Origin of the sequence: Microbacterium sp. NPDC012755 (genome assembly GCF_042901325.1) — a bacterium.
GTDB lineage: Bacteria > Actinomycetota > Actinomycetes > Actinomycetales > Microbacteriaceae > Microbacterium > Microbacterium natoriense.
Genome location: NZ_JBIBCT010000001.1, coordinates 2853369 through 2869250 on the forward strand (window position 1 = coordinate 2853369; position 15882 = coordinate 2869250).

General features: G+C 69.8%; 15 protein-coding genes. 7 read left to right on the plus strand and 8 right to left on the minus strand.

Annotation, left to right across the window (positions count from 1 at the left end; all coding sequences use genetic code 11):
• Positions 1 to 46 precede the first annotated feature (46 nt).
• Both ACFY5A_RS13265 and ACFY5A_RS13270 read right to left on the minus strand, forming a co-directional pair.
• Complete coding sequence (locus ACFY5A_RS13265; protein ID WP_387234670.1) at positions 47 to 724, minus strand: GAP family protein; 678 nt, start codon at positions 722 to 724, stop codon at positions 47 to 49.
• 2 nt (positions 725 to 726) lie between these two features.
• Positions 727 to 2403 carry a SulP family inorganic anion transporter gene (locus ACFY5A_RS13270; RefSeq protein WP_387234673.1) on the minus strand — a complete coding sequence of 559 codons (1677 nt, stop codon included), beginning with the start codon at positions 2401 to 2403 and terminating at the stop codon, positions 727 to 729.
• Between the two features lie 104 nt (positions 2404 to 2507).
• Between ACFY5A_RS13270 and ACFY5A_RS13275 the strand changes: the two genes are divergently transcribed.
• Positions 2508 to 3983 (plus strand): helix-turn-helix transcriptional regulator, encoded by a 1476-nt coding sequence (locus ACFY5A_RS13275; protein ID WP_341942325.1) that lies wholly within the window; start codon positions 2508 to 2510, stop codon positions 3981 to 3983.
• A 143-nt stretch (positions 3984 to 4126) separates the two neighbouring features.
• On the plus strand, positions 4127 to 5623 hold the full coding sequence (locus tag ACFY5A_RS13280; protein ID WP_387234677.1) for an Ig-like domain-containing protein: 1497 nt from the start codon (positions 4127 to 4129) through the stop codon (positions 5621 to 5623).
• Positions 5624 to 5730: 107 nt separating this feature from the next.
• Here the strand turns inward: ACFY5A_RS13280 and ACFY5A_RS13285 are convergent, their stop codons facing one another.
• From ACFY5A_RS13285 to ACFY5A_RS13300, 4 genes are read right to left on the minus strand one after another with little or no spacing between them, the layout of a single operon-like run.
• Complete coding sequence (locus ACFY5A_RS13285) at positions 5731 to 6210, minus strand: YbaK/EbsC family protein (RefSeq protein WP_387234680.1); 480 nt, start codon at positions 6208 to 6210, stop codon at positions 5731 to 5733.
• 49 nt (positions 6211 to 6259) lie between these two features.
• Complete coding sequence (locus ACFY5A_RS13290; protein WP_387234683.1) at positions 6260 to 7486, minus strand: MFS transporter; 1227 nt, start codon at positions 7484 to 7486, stop codon at positions 6260 to 6262.
• Positions 7483 to 7920: a MarR family winged helix-turn-helix transcriptional regulator gene (locus tag ACFY5A_RS13295; RefSeq protein ID WP_387234686.1), complete on the minus strand. Its 438-nt coding sequence runs from the start codon at positions 7918 to 7920 to the stop codon at positions 7483 to 7485. The genes ACFY5A_RS13290 and ACFY5A_RS13295 overlap by 4 nt, the downstream gene beginning before the upstream one ends.
• A gap of 33 nt (positions 7921 to 7953) precedes the next feature.
• Positions 7954 to 8739, minus strand: a complete 786-nt coding sequence (locus ACFY5A_RS13300) for an IclR family transcriptional regulator (RefSeq protein ID WP_341942321.1) — start codon at positions 8737 to 8739, stop codon at positions 7954 to 7956.
• A gap of 104 nt (positions 8740 to 8843) precedes the next feature.
• Here ACFY5A_RS13300 and ACFY5A_RS13305 point away from each other — a divergent pair, with 104 nt between their 5' ends.
• The 3 genes from ACFY5A_RS13305 to ACFY5A_RS13315 are packed head-to-tail and all read left to right on the plus strand — an operon-like array spanning position 8844 to position 11440.
• On the plus strand, positions 8844 to 9617 hold the full coding sequence (locus ACFY5A_RS13305; RefSeq protein ID WP_341942320.1) for a CoA transferase subunit A: 774 nt from the start codon (positions 8844 to 8846) through the stop codon (positions 9615 to 9617).
• 1 nt (position 9618) lies between these two features.
• Positions 9619 to 10257 (plus strand): CoA transferase subunit B, encoded by a 639-nt coding sequence (locus tag ACFY5A_RS13310; protein WP_387234689.1) that lies wholly within the window; start codon positions 9619 to 9621, stop codon positions 10255 to 10257.
• A 4-nt stretch (positions 10258 to 10261) separates the two neighbouring features.
• Positions 10262 to 11440, plus strand: a complete 1179-nt coding sequence (locus ACFY5A_RS13315) for an acetyl-CoA C-acetyltransferase (RefSeq protein ID WP_341942318.1) — start codon at positions 10262 to 10264, stop codon at positions 11438 to 11440.
• A gap of 48 nt (positions 11441 to 11488) precedes the next feature.
• Here ACFY5A_RS13315 and ACFY5A_RS13320 read toward each other — a convergent pair whose 3' ends face one another.
• Both ACFY5A_RS13320 and ACFY5A_RS13325 read right to left on the minus strand, forming a co-directional pair.
• Entirely contained in the window at positions 11489 to 11758 is a 270-nt protein-coding gene (locus ACFY5A_RS13320; RefSeq protein ID WP_341942317.1) for a hypothetical protein, read from the minus strand.
• A 4-nt stretch (positions 11759 to 11762) separates the two neighbouring features.
• Positions 11763 to 12956, minus strand: a complete 1194-nt coding sequence (locus tag ACFY5A_RS13325) for a PLP-dependent aminotransferase family protein (protein WP_387234692.1) — start codon at positions 12954 to 12956, stop codon at positions 11763 to 11765.
• 185 nt (positions 12957 to 13141) lie between these two features.
• Between ACFY5A_RS13325 and ACFY5A_RS13330 the strand changes: the two genes are divergently transcribed.
• The gene (locus ACFY5A_RS13330) at positions 13142 to 14386 is read left to right on the plus strand and encodes an MFS transporter (protein ID WP_105673271.1); all 1245 of its coding nucleotides are present in this window, start codon (positions 13142 to 13144) and stop codon (positions 14384 to 14386) included.
• Between the two features lie 51 nt (positions 14387 to 14437).
• The gene (locus ACFY5A_RS13335) at positions 14438 to 15847 is read left to right on the plus strand and encodes a trehalose-6-phosphate synthase (protein ID WP_105673272.1); all 1410 of its coding nucleotides are present in this window, start codon (positions 14438 to 14440) and stop codon (positions 15845 to 15847) included.
• Positions 15848 to 15882: the final 35 nt, after the last annotated feature.

A 15882-nucleotide genomic window follows, 5' to 3' on the forward strand; every position in this document is an offset into this window, starting at 1 on the left:
TCGTTGAGGAGCGGGCGCGCAGGTCGCGGCCCGACGGATGGATGAGTCAGAGCGAGCCGAGGCCCTTGCCGATCATGAGCACGCCGATGACGACGAGCAGAACGGTCGTGATCACCGCGTTCTCCCGCGCGAGCCACTCGCGGAGCGCCTCCATGGGCGCGCGGAGGCGCTCCGCAGCCAGGAGGTAGGCGACGACCGGGATGAGCACCGTGGAGACCGCGCAGAGCACGAATACCGCGGTCGCGATCGCGGCGGATGCCGAGGAGAGGCCGGCGCCGCCGATGAGCATTCCCGCGCTGGCGGCGATCAGCAGGTTCTTCGGACGGGGGATCGAGAGCAGCAGGCCGAGCCCCAGAGCGCGCGCGAAGGTGAAGGAATCGATGGCCGACATCCACGTCGGCAGCGCGGGCTCTGCGCCGGGCTCCGGCCGCCTGCGCCACTGCACGACGGCGAGGAGGAGCAGAAGCGCTGCGAGCACGAACTGGATGATCGCCCGTATCGGGTCCGGTCCACCGGAACCGGTCTTCGGGGGCAGTGCGCCCGCCACCAGCACGAAGACGGTCACGGGCACCACGATGCCGATGCCCCACCCCAGGAGGAAGCCGATCCCCGTGCGTCGAGCATTCGGCGAGAGCAGCATGAGGATGACGGCGACGATCGTGAGCGGACTGATGGCGATGGCGAGAGTGAGGGGCAGTATCTCCCCGATGACGGTGGCGAGCATGGTCAGGACCTTTCCGTGGTGGTGGGGCCATGGTCGACGCCGGTCAGCGCGCTCACCGCCGCACGGTTCGTCGAGTAGACGGGGTCGTCGTCGCCGATGATCCCGAAGCGGCTGAGGCGAGGACGTGCGCCGACGCGGGTGCGACTGAACGCGAGAACGATCTCCCTGTCCCGCAACCACGTGCGGAGCCCGTCGAAGGCGTGTGCCGCCGTCACGTCGACATCGGTGATGCCCTCCATGTCCACGACGAGGCTGTGCACCTGCTCGGAGCCTGCGGCCTCGACGGCTCTCTCGACGGCCTGTGCGAAGACCGTGCCGTTGGCGAAGAACAGGGGAGCGGACATCCGCACGACGATCACCCCGTCTGCGGTGAGGACACCGGTCGGCGCCTCGTCCAGCAGGGACGCACCGGGGTCGTCGTTCTCGGCGAGCACATCGATCGCGGGATTCGCGGCGCGACGGACGAGGTTCACCAGGGCCAGCACGAAGGCGACCACGATCCCGGCGATGGCCCCCACCAGCACGGTGACCAGGAGGCACACGGCCGCGATCCAGAACTCGAAGCGCGACAGGCGCCAGAGCCCGCGGAACTCCGAGACGCCGAGCAGCGGGACCACGGCGACGCCGACGATCGCCCCGATCGCGGGCGAGGGGATCTCCGCGAGCAGAGCCGTGCCGAAGAGGAGCAGGAGGACGGTGCCGGCGGCCAGGACGAGAGAGGGGAGCTGGGTCCGCGATCCGGCCTGATCCATCGCCGCCGTCCGGCTCGTGGATGCGCCGACGGAGAAGGAGCCGCTCGCGCCCGCGGCGATGTTCGCCACCCCGAACGCCAGGAGGTCGCGGTTCGGTCGTGTCGGATAGCGGTGCCGCTCCCCGTAGGAGCGGGAGACGAGCAGCCCCTCCGTCGTCGCCACGGCCGTGAGGGCGAGGGCCGAAGGAACGAGAGCGATCCACTGATGCCAGTCGAGCACCGGCCAGGTGATCACCGGCGGCCCTGAGGGCACGGCGCCGAGGACCGCGACACCCGCATCACCGGCGTGCGTGAGAGCGACGACCGCCGTCGCGACCACGAGCACGACCAGCGCCCAGGGGACGATAGGGAGGGTCTTTCGCCCCAGGAGGAGCACGACGACGGCGGATGCCGAGATCAGGATCGACCAGACGTTCGCGCCGAGGAGACCGGTGACGAGTGCCCCGCACTTCTCCGCGAACTCGGCGCCGGAGTCGATGTGGATGCCGAGCATCTTCGCGACCTGGGAGACGAGCACGTCGAGGGCGAGGCCCGCGATGAATCCGACGAGGATGGGAGTGGAGAGGAAGTTCGCGAGAAAGCCGAGCTTGAACGCGGACATCGCGAGGAAGAGCACACCGCAGATGATCGCCTGCGCGAGCGCCATCGTCGCATAGCCCTGTGATCCGGCCGCCGCGAGTCCGCCGATGGAGGAGGCGACCAGCGCCGCCGCCGAGGCATCGGGCGAGGCCACGAGCTGACGCGACGAGGTGACGATCGCCCACACGATCGTCGGAAGCACGAGCGCGTACAGGCCAGCGACCGGGGGCAGACCGGCGATCTGCGCGTAGCCGATGTTGATCGGGATGGAGATCGCGATCAGGGTGACCCCGGCGAGCAGCTCTCGGCCGAGGTTCCGGCGACTCAGGCCGGGGAGCAGACGGTTCATCGCTGCCAGCCTGGCGTGCGGATGGCGGCTGCGGCCGGCGTCTCATCCTCAGCGGATGAGACGCCGGCCGGCTCCGATATTCCGGACGCCGCTATCGTGGAGGCATGATCGAGGCGATTCGCGAGGAGCTGGCGCTCGCGGACCCCGAGGCGGCTCGGAGCATCCTGCGCAAGAACTGGTTGCGGTTGATCATCGAGTCCCACTCCGCAGAGCTCGAGCAGCTGTGCGTGGATCACCAGGACCCGCACGACCCGCACATCCTCCTCATCAGAGCCTGCTGCCGCGACCTCGCCGGCGACTCGTACGGGGCGGAGTACCTGCGCGGTCAGGGCCTGCGCGTCGCTCAGGACGACTTCGTCGCGTGCTTCACCGACCTCCTGCTCGCTCCGGACGCCGCAGCCAAGGCCGCCGTCGCCGATCGTGCCCACGTCGCGCTCGCCGAATGCGGTGCGGACGACGACTATCCGTCGGCGCTGTTCCTGCTCGGGTGGACCGAGGTCAGGCTCCGCAGGGATTTCGCCAGGGCCATCGCGCTCCTGCGCTCCGCCGCCGACGAGGCTCGTCTGCGGAACCGGCCCGAGACCCATCGACTCGCCCAGTCCAACCTGGCGTTCGCACTCACTCAGGCCGGGCTTTTCTCGGATGCCGAGAGGGTGCTCGATGCGCTCCCGCCGTCGGAGCACCCGTCTGATTGGGATCGCTTCGAGGGGGGTCTCCCCGAAACGAATCGCGGATGCATCGCCTACTGGCGGGGCGACTTCGAACGGGCGATCGTGCTCTTCGAATCGGTCATCGTCGAGGAGAGCCCCGGCAACAACTTCGAGGCGCTGGCGCGCCTGTACTACGTGATGAGCCTCGTGGCGACGAAGCGCGAGGACCGCTACCACACGGCGGCGGGCCTCCTCAGGGGGATCAGCAAGGCCGACAAGCACGGCATCCCCTGGGACACTCTCCGTCGCGTGGTCTCGGCCTGGCTCGCGCACGCAGAGGGGCAGGACGAACGCGCCCGTGCTCTCTCGGCGCCCGTGCTCACTCGGACAGGCGCCGCCGTCGCCCACGCTCTTCTCGCCGAGCTGTATCGGGTGATGGGTGAGCCGGTGATGTCGACCCAGGCCTTCCGGCTCGCCGCCGCTGCGGGGATGCCCCGGTACGCGAGGGTGAGCACGCTGGTGACCTCCGCCGCACTCCACTCCGTCGCCGGGCGCGGCTCCCATGCCCACGAGCAGCTCGAGAGAGCACTGGAGACCGCCGCGTCCGAGCACGTCTTCGCGCCGTTCCTCGCGGACGACCCGGTGATCGCCGACCTTCTCAGCGCCCATGCCCATTGGGGATCGAGCGAGCAGTCCTTCCTGCTCGCCGTGTTCGAGAGGCGCGGAGCGCACGCGGCCGCGCTCGCCGGGATACTCACGGACCGCGAGCGGGAGGTGCTGGCGTTCCTGCGCACCACGATGACCGCCGAGGAGATCGCGGCGCGCCTCGGAGTCGCCTATCCCACGGTGAAGTCCCACATCCGCGCGATCTACCGGAAGTTCGGGGTATCCACGCGACGCGCTGCGGTGCTCGTCTCCGAAGGGCGCTAGCGGCGGGCTTCACCGGCAGAAATGCCTGATCTGAAGCAGATGCTGGTATTCCGCGTAACGGATCGCACCTTCTGCGGTCTACTTACGTATGGGGACCTTCGCGTGGGGACGCGAGGGAGCAACGGTGACTGGAGGACAACACCATGCTCAGCAACAGAAAGCGCTTCGGCGTGCGCGCCGCGATCGGCGCTCTCATCGCTCTCGGGGCGACGATCGGGCTCGGAATCGCGCCCGCGTCCGCCGCGGAGTACGACTATCCGGGGGCGATCGACCCTGCGTCGATCTCGGTGACCACGGTCGACGGCACCGGCGGGGTCAACGTCGGCGAGCAGATCAGGATCGACGCGGCCTGGTCCGTGCCCGACGGCGCCGCCGCAGGACAGACGTTCGGGTTCACGCTTCCGGAGGAGTTCGCCGGCTTCAACGGCACGTTCTCCATTCCGTCGAAGGATGATCCGAGTCAGACCGTCGCGAACTGCACCGTGTCATCCGACGCGGCGCCCGTCGTAACCTGCACGCTGACCGACTACGTCACCGGGCGCACCGGTATCGAAGGAACGCTCTGGTTCGTCGCGAAGGCCGACAAGGCCACGACCGACACCACGGTCGACTTCGTTGTCGACGGCAAGATCACACCCGTCGACATTCCCGGAGGCGGCATCATCCCGGGCAAGCCGCTGCCGGGGACTCCGGCGAAGTGGTCGTCGCTGACCGATGACGGGAAGATCGCGTGGGTGGTCGCGATTCCCGGTTCGGCCTTCGCTGACGCCGGCAAGATCACCGTCGACGACGAGCTCACCCCGGCGGGTGCTGGTACCGCGGAGCACCACAACGTCGACGGCGTGCTCACGGTGTGGGGCACGGACGAGACGAACACCAAGCCCTTCACCGTGCCGGGATGGACGGGGGAGTGGAACGCCACGGGTACGGCGTTCCATCTCGAGATCCCGGGTCCCATCGATGCGACCAAGTACTACATGGTCAAGTACACGACGGAGCCGACCAACCCGGTGGAGGGCGCGACCTACGCGAACACCGCCACGGTCAACGGCATCACCGTGCACGACAACCAGGTGTGGACGACCGCGGGTGGTGGCGCCGGAACGGGCAAGGAGACCGGCGCCTTCACGCTCGTCAAGGCAGTGGCCGGAGACGGCGCCGGAAAGGTGCCCGCAGATGCCGCGTACACGGTGACGTACTCGTACGGCGACCCCGTCGTGACGAAGACGATCACGCTCGTTCCGGGCACCCCGGTGCAGAGCATCGCGCTTCCCCTCGGTACGGTCGTGACGCTCGAGGAGGCGGCTCCTCCTGTCGTGGACGGTGTCATGTGGAACACGCCCGTGTTCGGCGGCACCGGAGTGCGCGTACTCGACGGTGGGAAGGCACAGCTCACCATCGGGGAGGGCGCTGCGGCGTCGATCACCTTGACCAACACGGCGACCGCAACGCCGCCGGTGACCCCGCCCACCCCGGCGATGCCGGAGAAGCCCGCGCCGCCGAAGGAGCTGCCGCTGACCGGCTCGCTCGCATCGACGGGTTCGGACGTGCCGACTCCGCTTCTCCTGGCAGGCGCTGCGGCCCTGCTGCTCGGTCTTGCGATGACGACGGGTGCGACTCTGCGCCGTCGACGTCGTTGAGGTGCGCGGCCCGTTCCCCATCGCCGAGATCGAGCGGGGAACGGGCCGTCGTGCACCTCGTCACGGTAGGCCCGGTGGCGGTGGTTCCGGTCGCGGTGCAATTCCGCTCAGACGACGGAGATCACCTTTCCACCGGTGAGAGTCTTCAGCGTGTCGAAGGTGAGGGGCATCACAGTGTGCGGGTGGCCGGCGGCCGCCCAGATCTCGCCGTGATCCTCCAGGTCGGCGTCGATGTAGGTGCGCAGGGGCGCGGGGTGTCCGACAGGAGCGACGCCGCCGATGGCCTGCCCGGTGGACTCCCGGACGACAGCGGCGGGAGCCATCACGACCTCCTGCGCTCCGACGTTCCGAGCGAGGGCTGTCGGGTCGACGCGATGACCACCGCTCGTCATGACGAGGATCGGCGCGCCGTCGGCGAGGAGGACGAGGCTGTTCGCGATCGCGGCGACGTCGCATCCGATCGCCGCCGCGGCTTCTGCGGCCGTGCGAGCGGAGTCGGGGAGTACACGGATGACGGTGTCGACACCGGCATCCTCGAGGTGGCGGAGCACGAGCCTGCTGCGTTCAGGGAGGTCGAGGGCGGTCATCGCCCCACCGTATCGAACGCGGCAGGCTCGTGTGTCAGGCGGCGACGTGCTACGCGGCGTCCCCGAGGAGGATCGCCTCCGCGTCCTCGGCAGCACCGCCCTCAGACTCGTCGTCGATGTGCGCGAGAGCCTTTCGACCGAGGAGGATCGTGAGCGCCGCGACGAGCACGGACACGGCGGCGAAGAGGTACGGGACCGTCGCGTTGAACGCGTGCCACAGTGCCGCCGCGATCGGCGGCGCCATGGCTCCACCGAGGAATCGCACCGCCGAGTACGCCGAGGACGCCACGGAGCGCGGCAGGTCGGTCGCCTCCATCACGGCCTCGGTGAGCACGGTGTTCATCACGCCGAGCAGCAGTCCGCCCACGATGATGCATACGACCAGGGCGGTGGCGGAGGACACCAGCAGACCCGCCGCTACCAGATCCAGAGCCAGCAGCGGCAGCACAACGAGGATGATGTGCGTGCGCTTCATGCGGCGCATCAGAAGCGGTGCGACCCAGACGCTCGTGACCGCGAGTGCGACGCCCCACCCGAAGAACGTGAAGCCGATCCCCATGGCGCCGAACCCGAGGGGGAACGGCGAGAACGCCAGGAGCACGAAGAAGCCGATGTTGTAGAAGAGGGCCGCGACGGCGAGGACGGCGAGTGCGGGCTGCCGGAGAGCCGTGAAGGGGGCGGAGAAGGGCACGGGTTCGCGCTTCTCGCTCGGACCGCGCAGCAGTGCGAGGATGGCGACGAAGGCGATGGCCATCAGCACGACGACGCCGAAGAACGGGGCGCGCCAGCTCTGCTCTCCGAGCAGTCCGCCCAGGAGCGGGCCGATGGCGATGCCGAGTCCGAGGGCGGCCTCGTACAGCACGATCGCCGCTCCGCTGCCTCCGGAGGCGGCGCCGACGATCGTCGCGAGCGCGGTCGAGATGAAGAGGGCATTGCCGAGGCCCCAGCCGGCGCGGAAGCCGATCACGGCATCGACGCTGCCGCTGAGGGCGCACAAGAGTGCGAACACCACGATGAGCGCGAGGCCGATCAGGAGCGTCTTCTTCGCGCCGATGCGGCTCGAGATCCAGCTCGTGACCAGCATCGCGATGCCCGTGACCGCGAGGTAGCTCGTGAAGAGCAGCTCGGTCTGCACCGGGGTCGCCTCGAGCGATTCGGCGATGGCGGGGAGGATCGGGTCGACGAGGCCGATGCCCATGAAGGCGACGACACACGCGAAGGCGACGGCCCAGACCTGTGCGGGCTGCTTCCACACGGATGGTGCGGCGGTGTTCAACGTACTGCTCCTGTCGGTTCGGTGGTGGTGTGCGCGGCGAGGATCTCCGCGGCGCGGGTCAGGGCGGCCCAGTCCTCGTCGACGAGGTCGGCGAAGCGGGGGGCGAGCGTGTCGCGGAACTCCTCGCGCCAGGCGCTCAGCTCCTGGGAGCCTTGAGGGGTGATGTCGACGACGATCGCTCGGGAATCCTCCGGATCGGGGGAGCGGAGCACGAGTCCTTCTCGCTCCAGGCCTCCGATGAGGCGGGTCATCCCCGGCTGCGTGGTGCGTGACGCCGCCGCGAGCTCCCCCACCCGGCGAGAGCCGTTCTGATCGAGGAGGCTGAGCACGCGCCACTGCGCCGCCGGGGCGTCGTTTCCGGCATCCTGTGCGGCGATTCTGCCCAGGGCGTACCCGGAGAGGACGAGGGAGGGGATGACATCCGCGCGTTGCATACCAATGAGTATATACCCAATGGTATGTAAATGTCAGCGGCGACCGTTCGCGATGCGTGCGGAGAGCTGATGGGCGTGCGCCAGCAGCGTGCGACCGAGGTCTGCGAGGCGCTCAGGACCGAAGCGGAACTCGACCCCCGTGAGGCTCAGCGCCCACTCCGGCCGTCCGCTGCGGTCGAAGACCGCGGCGCCGAGCCCCCAGCTGCCCTCCACGATGAGACCGGGGTTCACCGCGTAGCCGCGCTCCTTCGTGTCGGCGAGCCGTGCCCGCAGCGGGTCGGGAGCATGCTGCCGCCCCCACTCCTGTGCGAGCTCGGGATGCCGGTCGAGATAGGCATCCACATCGTGGTCAGGAAGGAAGGCCAGGATGGCCAGCCCTGCGCTCGCGACGCCGAGCGGGAATCTGACCCCTTCGCTGAGCACGAAGGAGCGGATCGGGAACGACCCCTCCTCTCTCAGCAGGCACACGGTCTCGTCGGCCCTGCGCACGGAGAAGAACGCGCTCTCCTCCGTCTTCACGGCCAGGGATCGGACGATGTCGCGGGCGAGCGCGGTCACGTCGTAGCGCGCAGCCGCCACGGTTCCCATGAGGAAGAGCTCGGGCCCAGGCATCCATCTCGTGCTCTCGCCGTCACGATCGACGAGTCCTTCGGCTTTGAGCGCGCTGAGCAGCCGGTGGGTCGTGGAGCGCGACAGGTCCGCGCTCCGGGCGAGATCCTGCAGGGTCGCGCCGTCGGACCCGCCCGCTGTCACCAGGCGCAGCAGACGGGCTGCGCGGGCGATCGCCTGCGCGCCCGGAACGCTGCGGGTGGATTCCATAATGTGGACGCTATCGCCGAGTTCGCCCACATCGCAAGAGCCTGCTGTCGCCTCGTGGTCGGCGGGCGGATGCTGGAGGGGTACACGTCTTCGAAGGAGCACGCGTGATCGACAAGAACTGGTCCACAGCCGCCGAGGCCGTCGCCGACATCCCCGACGGGGCCTCGATCGCGGTCGGCGGCTTCGGGCTCTCCGGCAACCCGATCGCGCTCATCGAGGCGCTGCTCGCGCAGGGTACGAAGGAGCTCAGCGTCGTGAGCAACAACTGCGGCGTCGACGACTGGGGCCTCGGCGTCCTCCTGGCGGCGCGGCGCATCCGCAAGATGACCTCTTCGTACGTCGGGGAGAACCGGGAGTTCGAACGGCAGTTCCTCTCCGGGGAGCTGGAGCTCGAGCTCACCCCGCAGGGCACGCTCGCCGAGAAGCTGCGCGCAGGCGGTTCGGGCATCGCCGCGTTCTACACGCAGACGGGCGTCGGCACCCAGGTCGCCGAGGGCGGACTGCCCCGCCTCTACGCGTCGGACGGGTCGATCGCCGTCGCCTCGCCGGTCAAGGATGTGCGGACCTTCGAGATCGACGGCGCGCCCCGCGAGTTCGTGCTCGAAGAGGCGATCAGAACCGACTTCTCGCTGGTGCACGCCGCGGCGGGTGACCGTCACGGCAACCTGGTCTTCAACAAGGCCGCACGCAACTTCAACCCCCTCGCCGCGATGGCAGGGCGGGTGTGCATCGCCCAGGTCGAGCGACTGGTCGAGCCGGGCGAGCTGGACCCCGATCGCATCCATCTCCCCGGGGTGTACGTGCACCGCGTCGTCGAGGTCGGCACCGACATCCCCAAGCGCATCGAGCGACGCACGGTCGCCGCGGAAGGAGCCTGACATGGCACTCAGCAGAGAGCAGATGGCCGCGCGCGCCGCCGCCGAGCTGCAGGACGGCTCCTACGTGAACCTCGGCATCGGCCTGCCGACGCTGGTGCCCAACTTCGTCCCCGAGGGCGTCACCGTCGTCCTGCAGTCCGAGAACGGGATCCTCGGCGTGGGGCCGTATCCGCGCGAGGAGGAGGTCGACCCCGACCTGATCAACGCGGGCAAGGAGACGGTCACCACGCTTCCCGGCGCGGCGTTCTTCGACTCGGCCGCGAGCTTCGGGATGATCCGCGGTGGCAAGATCGATGCGGCGATCCTCGGCGCCATGCAGGTGTCGGCGTCGGGAGATCTCGCGAACTGGATGATCCCGGGCAAGATGGTGAAGGGCCCGGGCGGCGCGATGGACCTGGTGCACGGAGCCGCCCGCGTGATCGTGCTGATGGAGCACGTCGCCAAGGACGGCTCGGCGAAGATCGTGAACGACTGCTCTCTGCCGCTCACCGGCCGCGGCGTCGTCGACCGGATCATCACCGACCTGGCGGTGATCGACGTGACGGATGCGGGCCTGGTCCTGGTCGAGACCGCGCCGGGAGTCACCGCCGCCGACGTCATCGCCGCCACCGAACCCGTTTTGATCCTCACGAAGGAGTGAACCCATGACCGACATCGTCATCGTCGCCGCCGCCCGTACGCCCCAGGGGCGCCTGAAAGGCCAGCTCGCGTCGTTCACGGCCCCGCAGCTCGGATCGTTCGCGATTCGCGGCGCTCTGGAGCAGGCCCGGATCGACCCGGCCGAGGTGGACGCGGTCATCGTCGGCCAGGTCCTCGCGGCCGGGTCAGGGCAGAACGCTGCCCGTCAGGCGGCGATCGGGGCCGGGATCGGCTGGGATGTGCCCGCGCACTCCGTGAACAAGGTCTGCCTCTCGGGGCTGACCGCGATCATCGACGCCGCGAGGATGATCCGCACCGGTGACGCGGAGGTCGTCGTCGCCGCCGGGATGGAGTCCATGACCCGCGCCCCGCACATGCTGATGGGCTCGCGTGACGGCTGGACCTACGGCAGCGTCGAGGTGCTCGATCACATGGCGTTCGACGGACTCACCGATGCCTACGACAGGGAGAGCATGGGCGCCTCCACCGAGCGGCACAACGCGAGGTACGAGCTCACGAGAGAGGCGCAGGACACCGTGGCCGCGCTGTCTCACCAGAGGGCCGCCGCCGCGCAGGGCGCTGGTGTGTTCGACGCGGAGATCGTCGCCGTCGAGGTGCCTCAGCGCCGTGGCCCTGCCGTGCGGGTGACGGCGGATGAGGGCGTCCGCCCCGACACCACCGTCGAATCCCTCGCGGGTCTTCGCCCGGCCTTCGCCGAAGGCGGCTCGATCACCGCGGGCAACTCCTCGCAGATCTCCGACGGCGCGTCGGCGGTCGTGGTGACCACCCGCGCGAACGCCGAGTCCAAGGGCTGGCCCGTGCTGGTCACCGTCGGGGCGAGCGGTCAGACCGCAGGGCCGGACAACTCGCTGCAGGCGCAGCCGGCGCGCGCGATCGAGCGCGCCTGCGAGAAGCAGGGGATCACGCCGTCGGATCTCGATCTGGTGGAGATCAACGAGGCCTTCGGAGCGGTCGTCGCCCGGTCGCAGCAGGAGCTGGGCCTCGACAGCGGCATCGTGAACATCCACGGCGGGGGCATCGCGATCGGTCACCCGATCGGCGCCTCGGGCACACGCCTGGTCGTGCACGCCGCGCATGAACTCGCCCGGCGAGGGCACGGCACGGCCGCGGTCGGGCTGTGCGGGGGTGGGGGACAGGGCGAAGCGCTCATCCTGACGAGGTGAGGGACGTTTCGGCCTCTTCTCGTCGGTCGGCGAGGGCCGTCCGGCGGATCAGCGCTTGAGCGCCTTCGCCGCGGCCTTCTCCGCCTTCTTGGCACGCTTCGCCTGCGTCGGCGCCAGCGGCGAGTCGGGGGCGACGATGTCGCCGCGCTCGTCGCGTCTGGTGTCGATCACGGCGCCGATGGCCAGGGCCAGGGTGATGCCCCAGCTCACCCACGCGAGCACCGCGCGCCAGGTGATCGGCGCCTCTCGAGTGCCGCGGAGCAGCGAGATCCCCGCGGAGATCGCGGCGAACAGTCCCGTGCTGAACAGGTAGCGCATACCCCTACGCTACCCCCGCGAGCCCCATGCCGAGGCGAGCGATGCCCTCGCGTATGCGATCGGGAGCATACGTCGTGAACGACAGTCGCATCGCCCGGGCGTCGGCCGGGCCGGCGTAGAACGGCGCTCCGGGGACGAAAGCCACGTCATGACGGAGGACATGCGGGAGGGCCGCGGTGGCGTCCATGCCCTCGGGGAGGCGCGCCCACACGAACATGCCCCCGTCGGGGCTGTTCCAGGAGCTGCCCGCCGGGAGCGCTGTCGCGAGGGCGTCGACCATCGCGTCCCGTCGATCGGCGTAGGCCGCGCGGATCTGCGCGAGGGCGGCATCGCTTCGCCCCGACGCCAGGTAGTGCGCCGCGGCGGCCTGATCGATGGTCGACGTGTGCAGATCAGCGGCCTGCTTCGCGATCGTGACGGTGGGGCGGATGTCCGCGGTCGTGCGCACCCAGCCGATGCGCAGGCCGGGTGCGATGACCTTCGAGAAGCTGCCGAGGCTCAGCACATGATCGGGTGCGAAGGTCGCGAGGGAGGGGAGCGGGTCTCCGGAGTACCGCAGCTGCCGGTACGGCTCGTCCTCGATGATGCGGAATCCGTGGCGGATCGCGGCATCCGCGATCCGCTGTCTGGCGGCGAGGCCGTGCGTCCGCCCCGTGGGGTTCTGGAACGTCGGCACCGTGTAGAAGAACTTCGGGGCATGAGCCGAGGCGAGGGCGTCGAGGGCGTCGAGGTCGAGCTCGTCTCCGAGATAGGGGACGCCGACCACGCGTGCTCCCGCGAGGGCGAAGGTCTGCAGCGCGGCGAGATAGCAGGGCTCCTCGACGAGGATCACGTCGCCAGGGTCGAGCAGAGCCGTGGAGAGGAGTCCGAGGCCCTGCTGGGAACCGGTCGTGATGATCAGGTCGCCGGCATCCGTCGCGAGGCCGTTTGCCGTGTACTGCCCGGCGACGATCTCGCGCAGAGCGGGATTGCCCTCCGACGTCGAGTACTGCAGCACGGCCGGTGCGCCGAGGGCCTCGTCGAAGGACGCGCGGATGCCGTCGAGGTCGAAGAGCTCCGGCGCGGGCAGCCCCCCGGCGAACGAGATGACCTCGGGCCGTTCGGTGAGGGCGAGCAGATCCCGGACGGGGGAGGTCTTCGCGGATCCGGCACGCTCGGAGCGGCCGGGCAGCGCGACGAGCGTCTCTGGGCTGGGCATGGGACCTCCTGGGTGCGCGGGTGACGACCACCCTACTGCGCCTCGGGATCTGCCGGATTCTCCATGACGCGGTATTCTGGAGGGGCTGCGGTCCGCCGCAGTCGCACCCGTGTATCTACCGGCCGTCGGCTCTCCGACGGACAGCGGCGGCACCCCACCCCGCGTCCTCTGGGCGCGCGAGAGCCATGACACACACGCACTCCTCCGCAGAGCCCACCCTGCTCCGCATAGCCGGTCTTCCCTACTTCCTCATCGCGTTCATCGCGCGTCTCCCGTTCGCGATGATGGTGGTCGGCGTCCTGACCGTCGTCGTCTCCGCGCGCGGATCGCTGTCGCTCGGAGGCCTCACCTCCGCGGCCGTCGGCCTCGGCACCGCGTGCTTCGGCCCGCTCCTGGGTGCCGCGGCCGACCGATTCGGTCAGCGCGCGGTGCTCACGCTGCTCGCGGTCGCGAACGCGGCGATGCTGGTGCTGTTCACCGTCGTCGTCTACGGGGCCGCCGCCGACCCGTTCGTGCTCCTGAGCGCCTTCGGCATCGGCGCGACGGCACCGCAGGTCGCGCCGCTGTCCCGCTCGCGTCTCGTCACCATGATCACCGATCGGATGCCGGAGGTCGGCCGCTCCCGCACGATCTCAGGGACGATGGCGTACGAGTCCGCCGCCGACGAGACCGTGTTCGTGTTCGGTCCATTCCTCGTCGGCATCCTGGCCTCCGCCATCGCGCCGTGGGCGCCTCTGGTCGTCGCCGCCGGACTCACCGTGCTCTTCGTCGGCGCGTTCGCCCTGCATCCGAGCGCACGCGCGGTCTCCCTGCACCGCGACGCCGACGGCAGAGCGCCGTCTGCCGTGTCCGAGCTCTTCCGGCCGCAGCTCCTCATCGTCGTGCTGGGCATCCTCGGCGTCGGCATCTTCTTCGGCACGATGCTGACCGCGCTCACGTCGTTCATGGCCGACCGCGACGCGCCGGAGCAGGCCGGTCTGCTCTACGGCGTCATGGGCGTCGGCTCCGCCGTGCTCGCGCTCGGCGTCGCCTGGCTGCCTCCGCGCTTCTCGATGCGCGCGCGGTGGCTGGTCTTCGCCGGCATCCTGCTGGCGGGGACCTTGCTGCTGCCGTTCGTCGACTCGCCAGCGACGATGATGGTCGCCCTCGCGATCATGGGCGTCGGCATCGGCCCCACGCTCGTGACGCAGTACAGCTTCGGCGCGGCGCGCAGCCCGCTCGGCCGTTCGGCCACCGTCATGACGATGCTCGGCTCCGGCGTGGTGGTCGGACAGTCGATCGGCGCGGCGGTCGCCGGGGAGCTCGCGGAGAGCGTCGGCACGTCCGCGGCGCTGGTGCTGCCGATCATCGCCGCTCTCATCACGTTCGCGGCGGGCCTGCTCAACTGGCGGCTCAGCGCGATCCGACCCGCCGCTGCCGCCACGGCGTAGTCGACCTCGATAGCCTGGGGACACCGAACCGCTCGTGTGAGGAGACCCATCATGGCCGTCGCAGATTTCGTCGTCGTCGCCAACCGCCTTCCGGTCGACCGGATCGAGGGACCCGACGGCGAGGAGGAATGGCGGACCTCGCCCGGCGGCCTCGTCGCCGCTCTGGAGCCGATGATGCGCAGCGCCCACGGAGCGTGGGTGGGGTGGCCGGGACAGGCCGACCTCGAGCTCGCACCCTTCGAGATCGGCGGCATCGACCTGATCCCCGTCACGCTCAGCGCCCAAGAGGTCGCCGAGTACTACGAGGGGTTCTCGAACGACACGATCTGGCCGCTGTACCACGACGTGATCGCCCCGCCCCAGTACCACCGCGAGTGGTGGGACGCCTACGTCACGGTGAATCGCCGTTTCGCCGAGGCCGCGGCATCCGCCGTGTCGGAGAACGGGACGGTCTGGGTGCACGACTACCAGCTGCAGCTCGTCCCGCAGTTCGTGCGTGAGCTGCGCCCCGATGTGACCATCGGCTACTTCCATCACATCCCGTTCCCGGCTCACGGGCTGTACGCGCAGCTGCCCTGGCGGGACCAGGTGCTCCGCGGGCTGCTGGGCGCCGATGTGATCGGGTTCCAGCGCGCGCAGGACGCGACGTACTTCCTCACCGCCGTGCGGCGCCGCCTGCGGTACGAGGTCAAGGGCTCCGCCGTGGCCGTGCCCAGTGCGCCGGGGGAGACGCGCACAGCGGTCGCGAAGGCGTTCCCCATCTCGATCGACACGACGCCCTACCTCGAGCTCGCCGCGCGTCCTGACGTGCAGGCGCGGGCCGCCGAGATCAGGGAGAGCCTCGGCAATCCGGCGCGCATCTTCCTCGGGGTCGACCGCCTCGACTACACCAAGGGCATCCGACACCGGATCAAGGCGTACGGCGAGCTCCTCGCCGAGGGTCGGCTGCACGTCGAGGACGTGACGCTGGTCCAGGTCGCGAGCCCCAGCCGCGAGCGCGTGGACGCCTACGTCCACCTCAGGGATGAGATCGAGCTCGCGGTGAGCCGCATCAACGGCGACACCGACACGATGGGCCACACGGCGATCCGCTACCTCCACCAGGGCTACCCCAGGGAGGAGATGGTCGCGCTGTACCTCGCCGCCGACGTCATGCTGGTCACCGCGCTGCGAGACGGGATGAACCTCGTGGCGAAGGAGTACATCGCGACGAGGGCCGACAACCGGGGCGTGCTCGTGCTGAGCGAATTCACCGGCGCTGCCGACGAGCTTCGCCAGGCGGTGCGGGTGAACCCCCACGACATCGAGGGGCTGAAGGACGCGATCATGCAGGCGGTGGAGATGACGCCGCGCGAGCAGGGGAGACGGATGCGGGCGCTGCGTCGCCGTGTTCTGGAGAACGACGTGAACGCGTGGTCGTCGTCCTTCCTCCGAGCCCTCGCCGAGGTGCATGGGCGCTGAGACCGGCGGCCATACTGGAAGGGCACCCTTCCCCT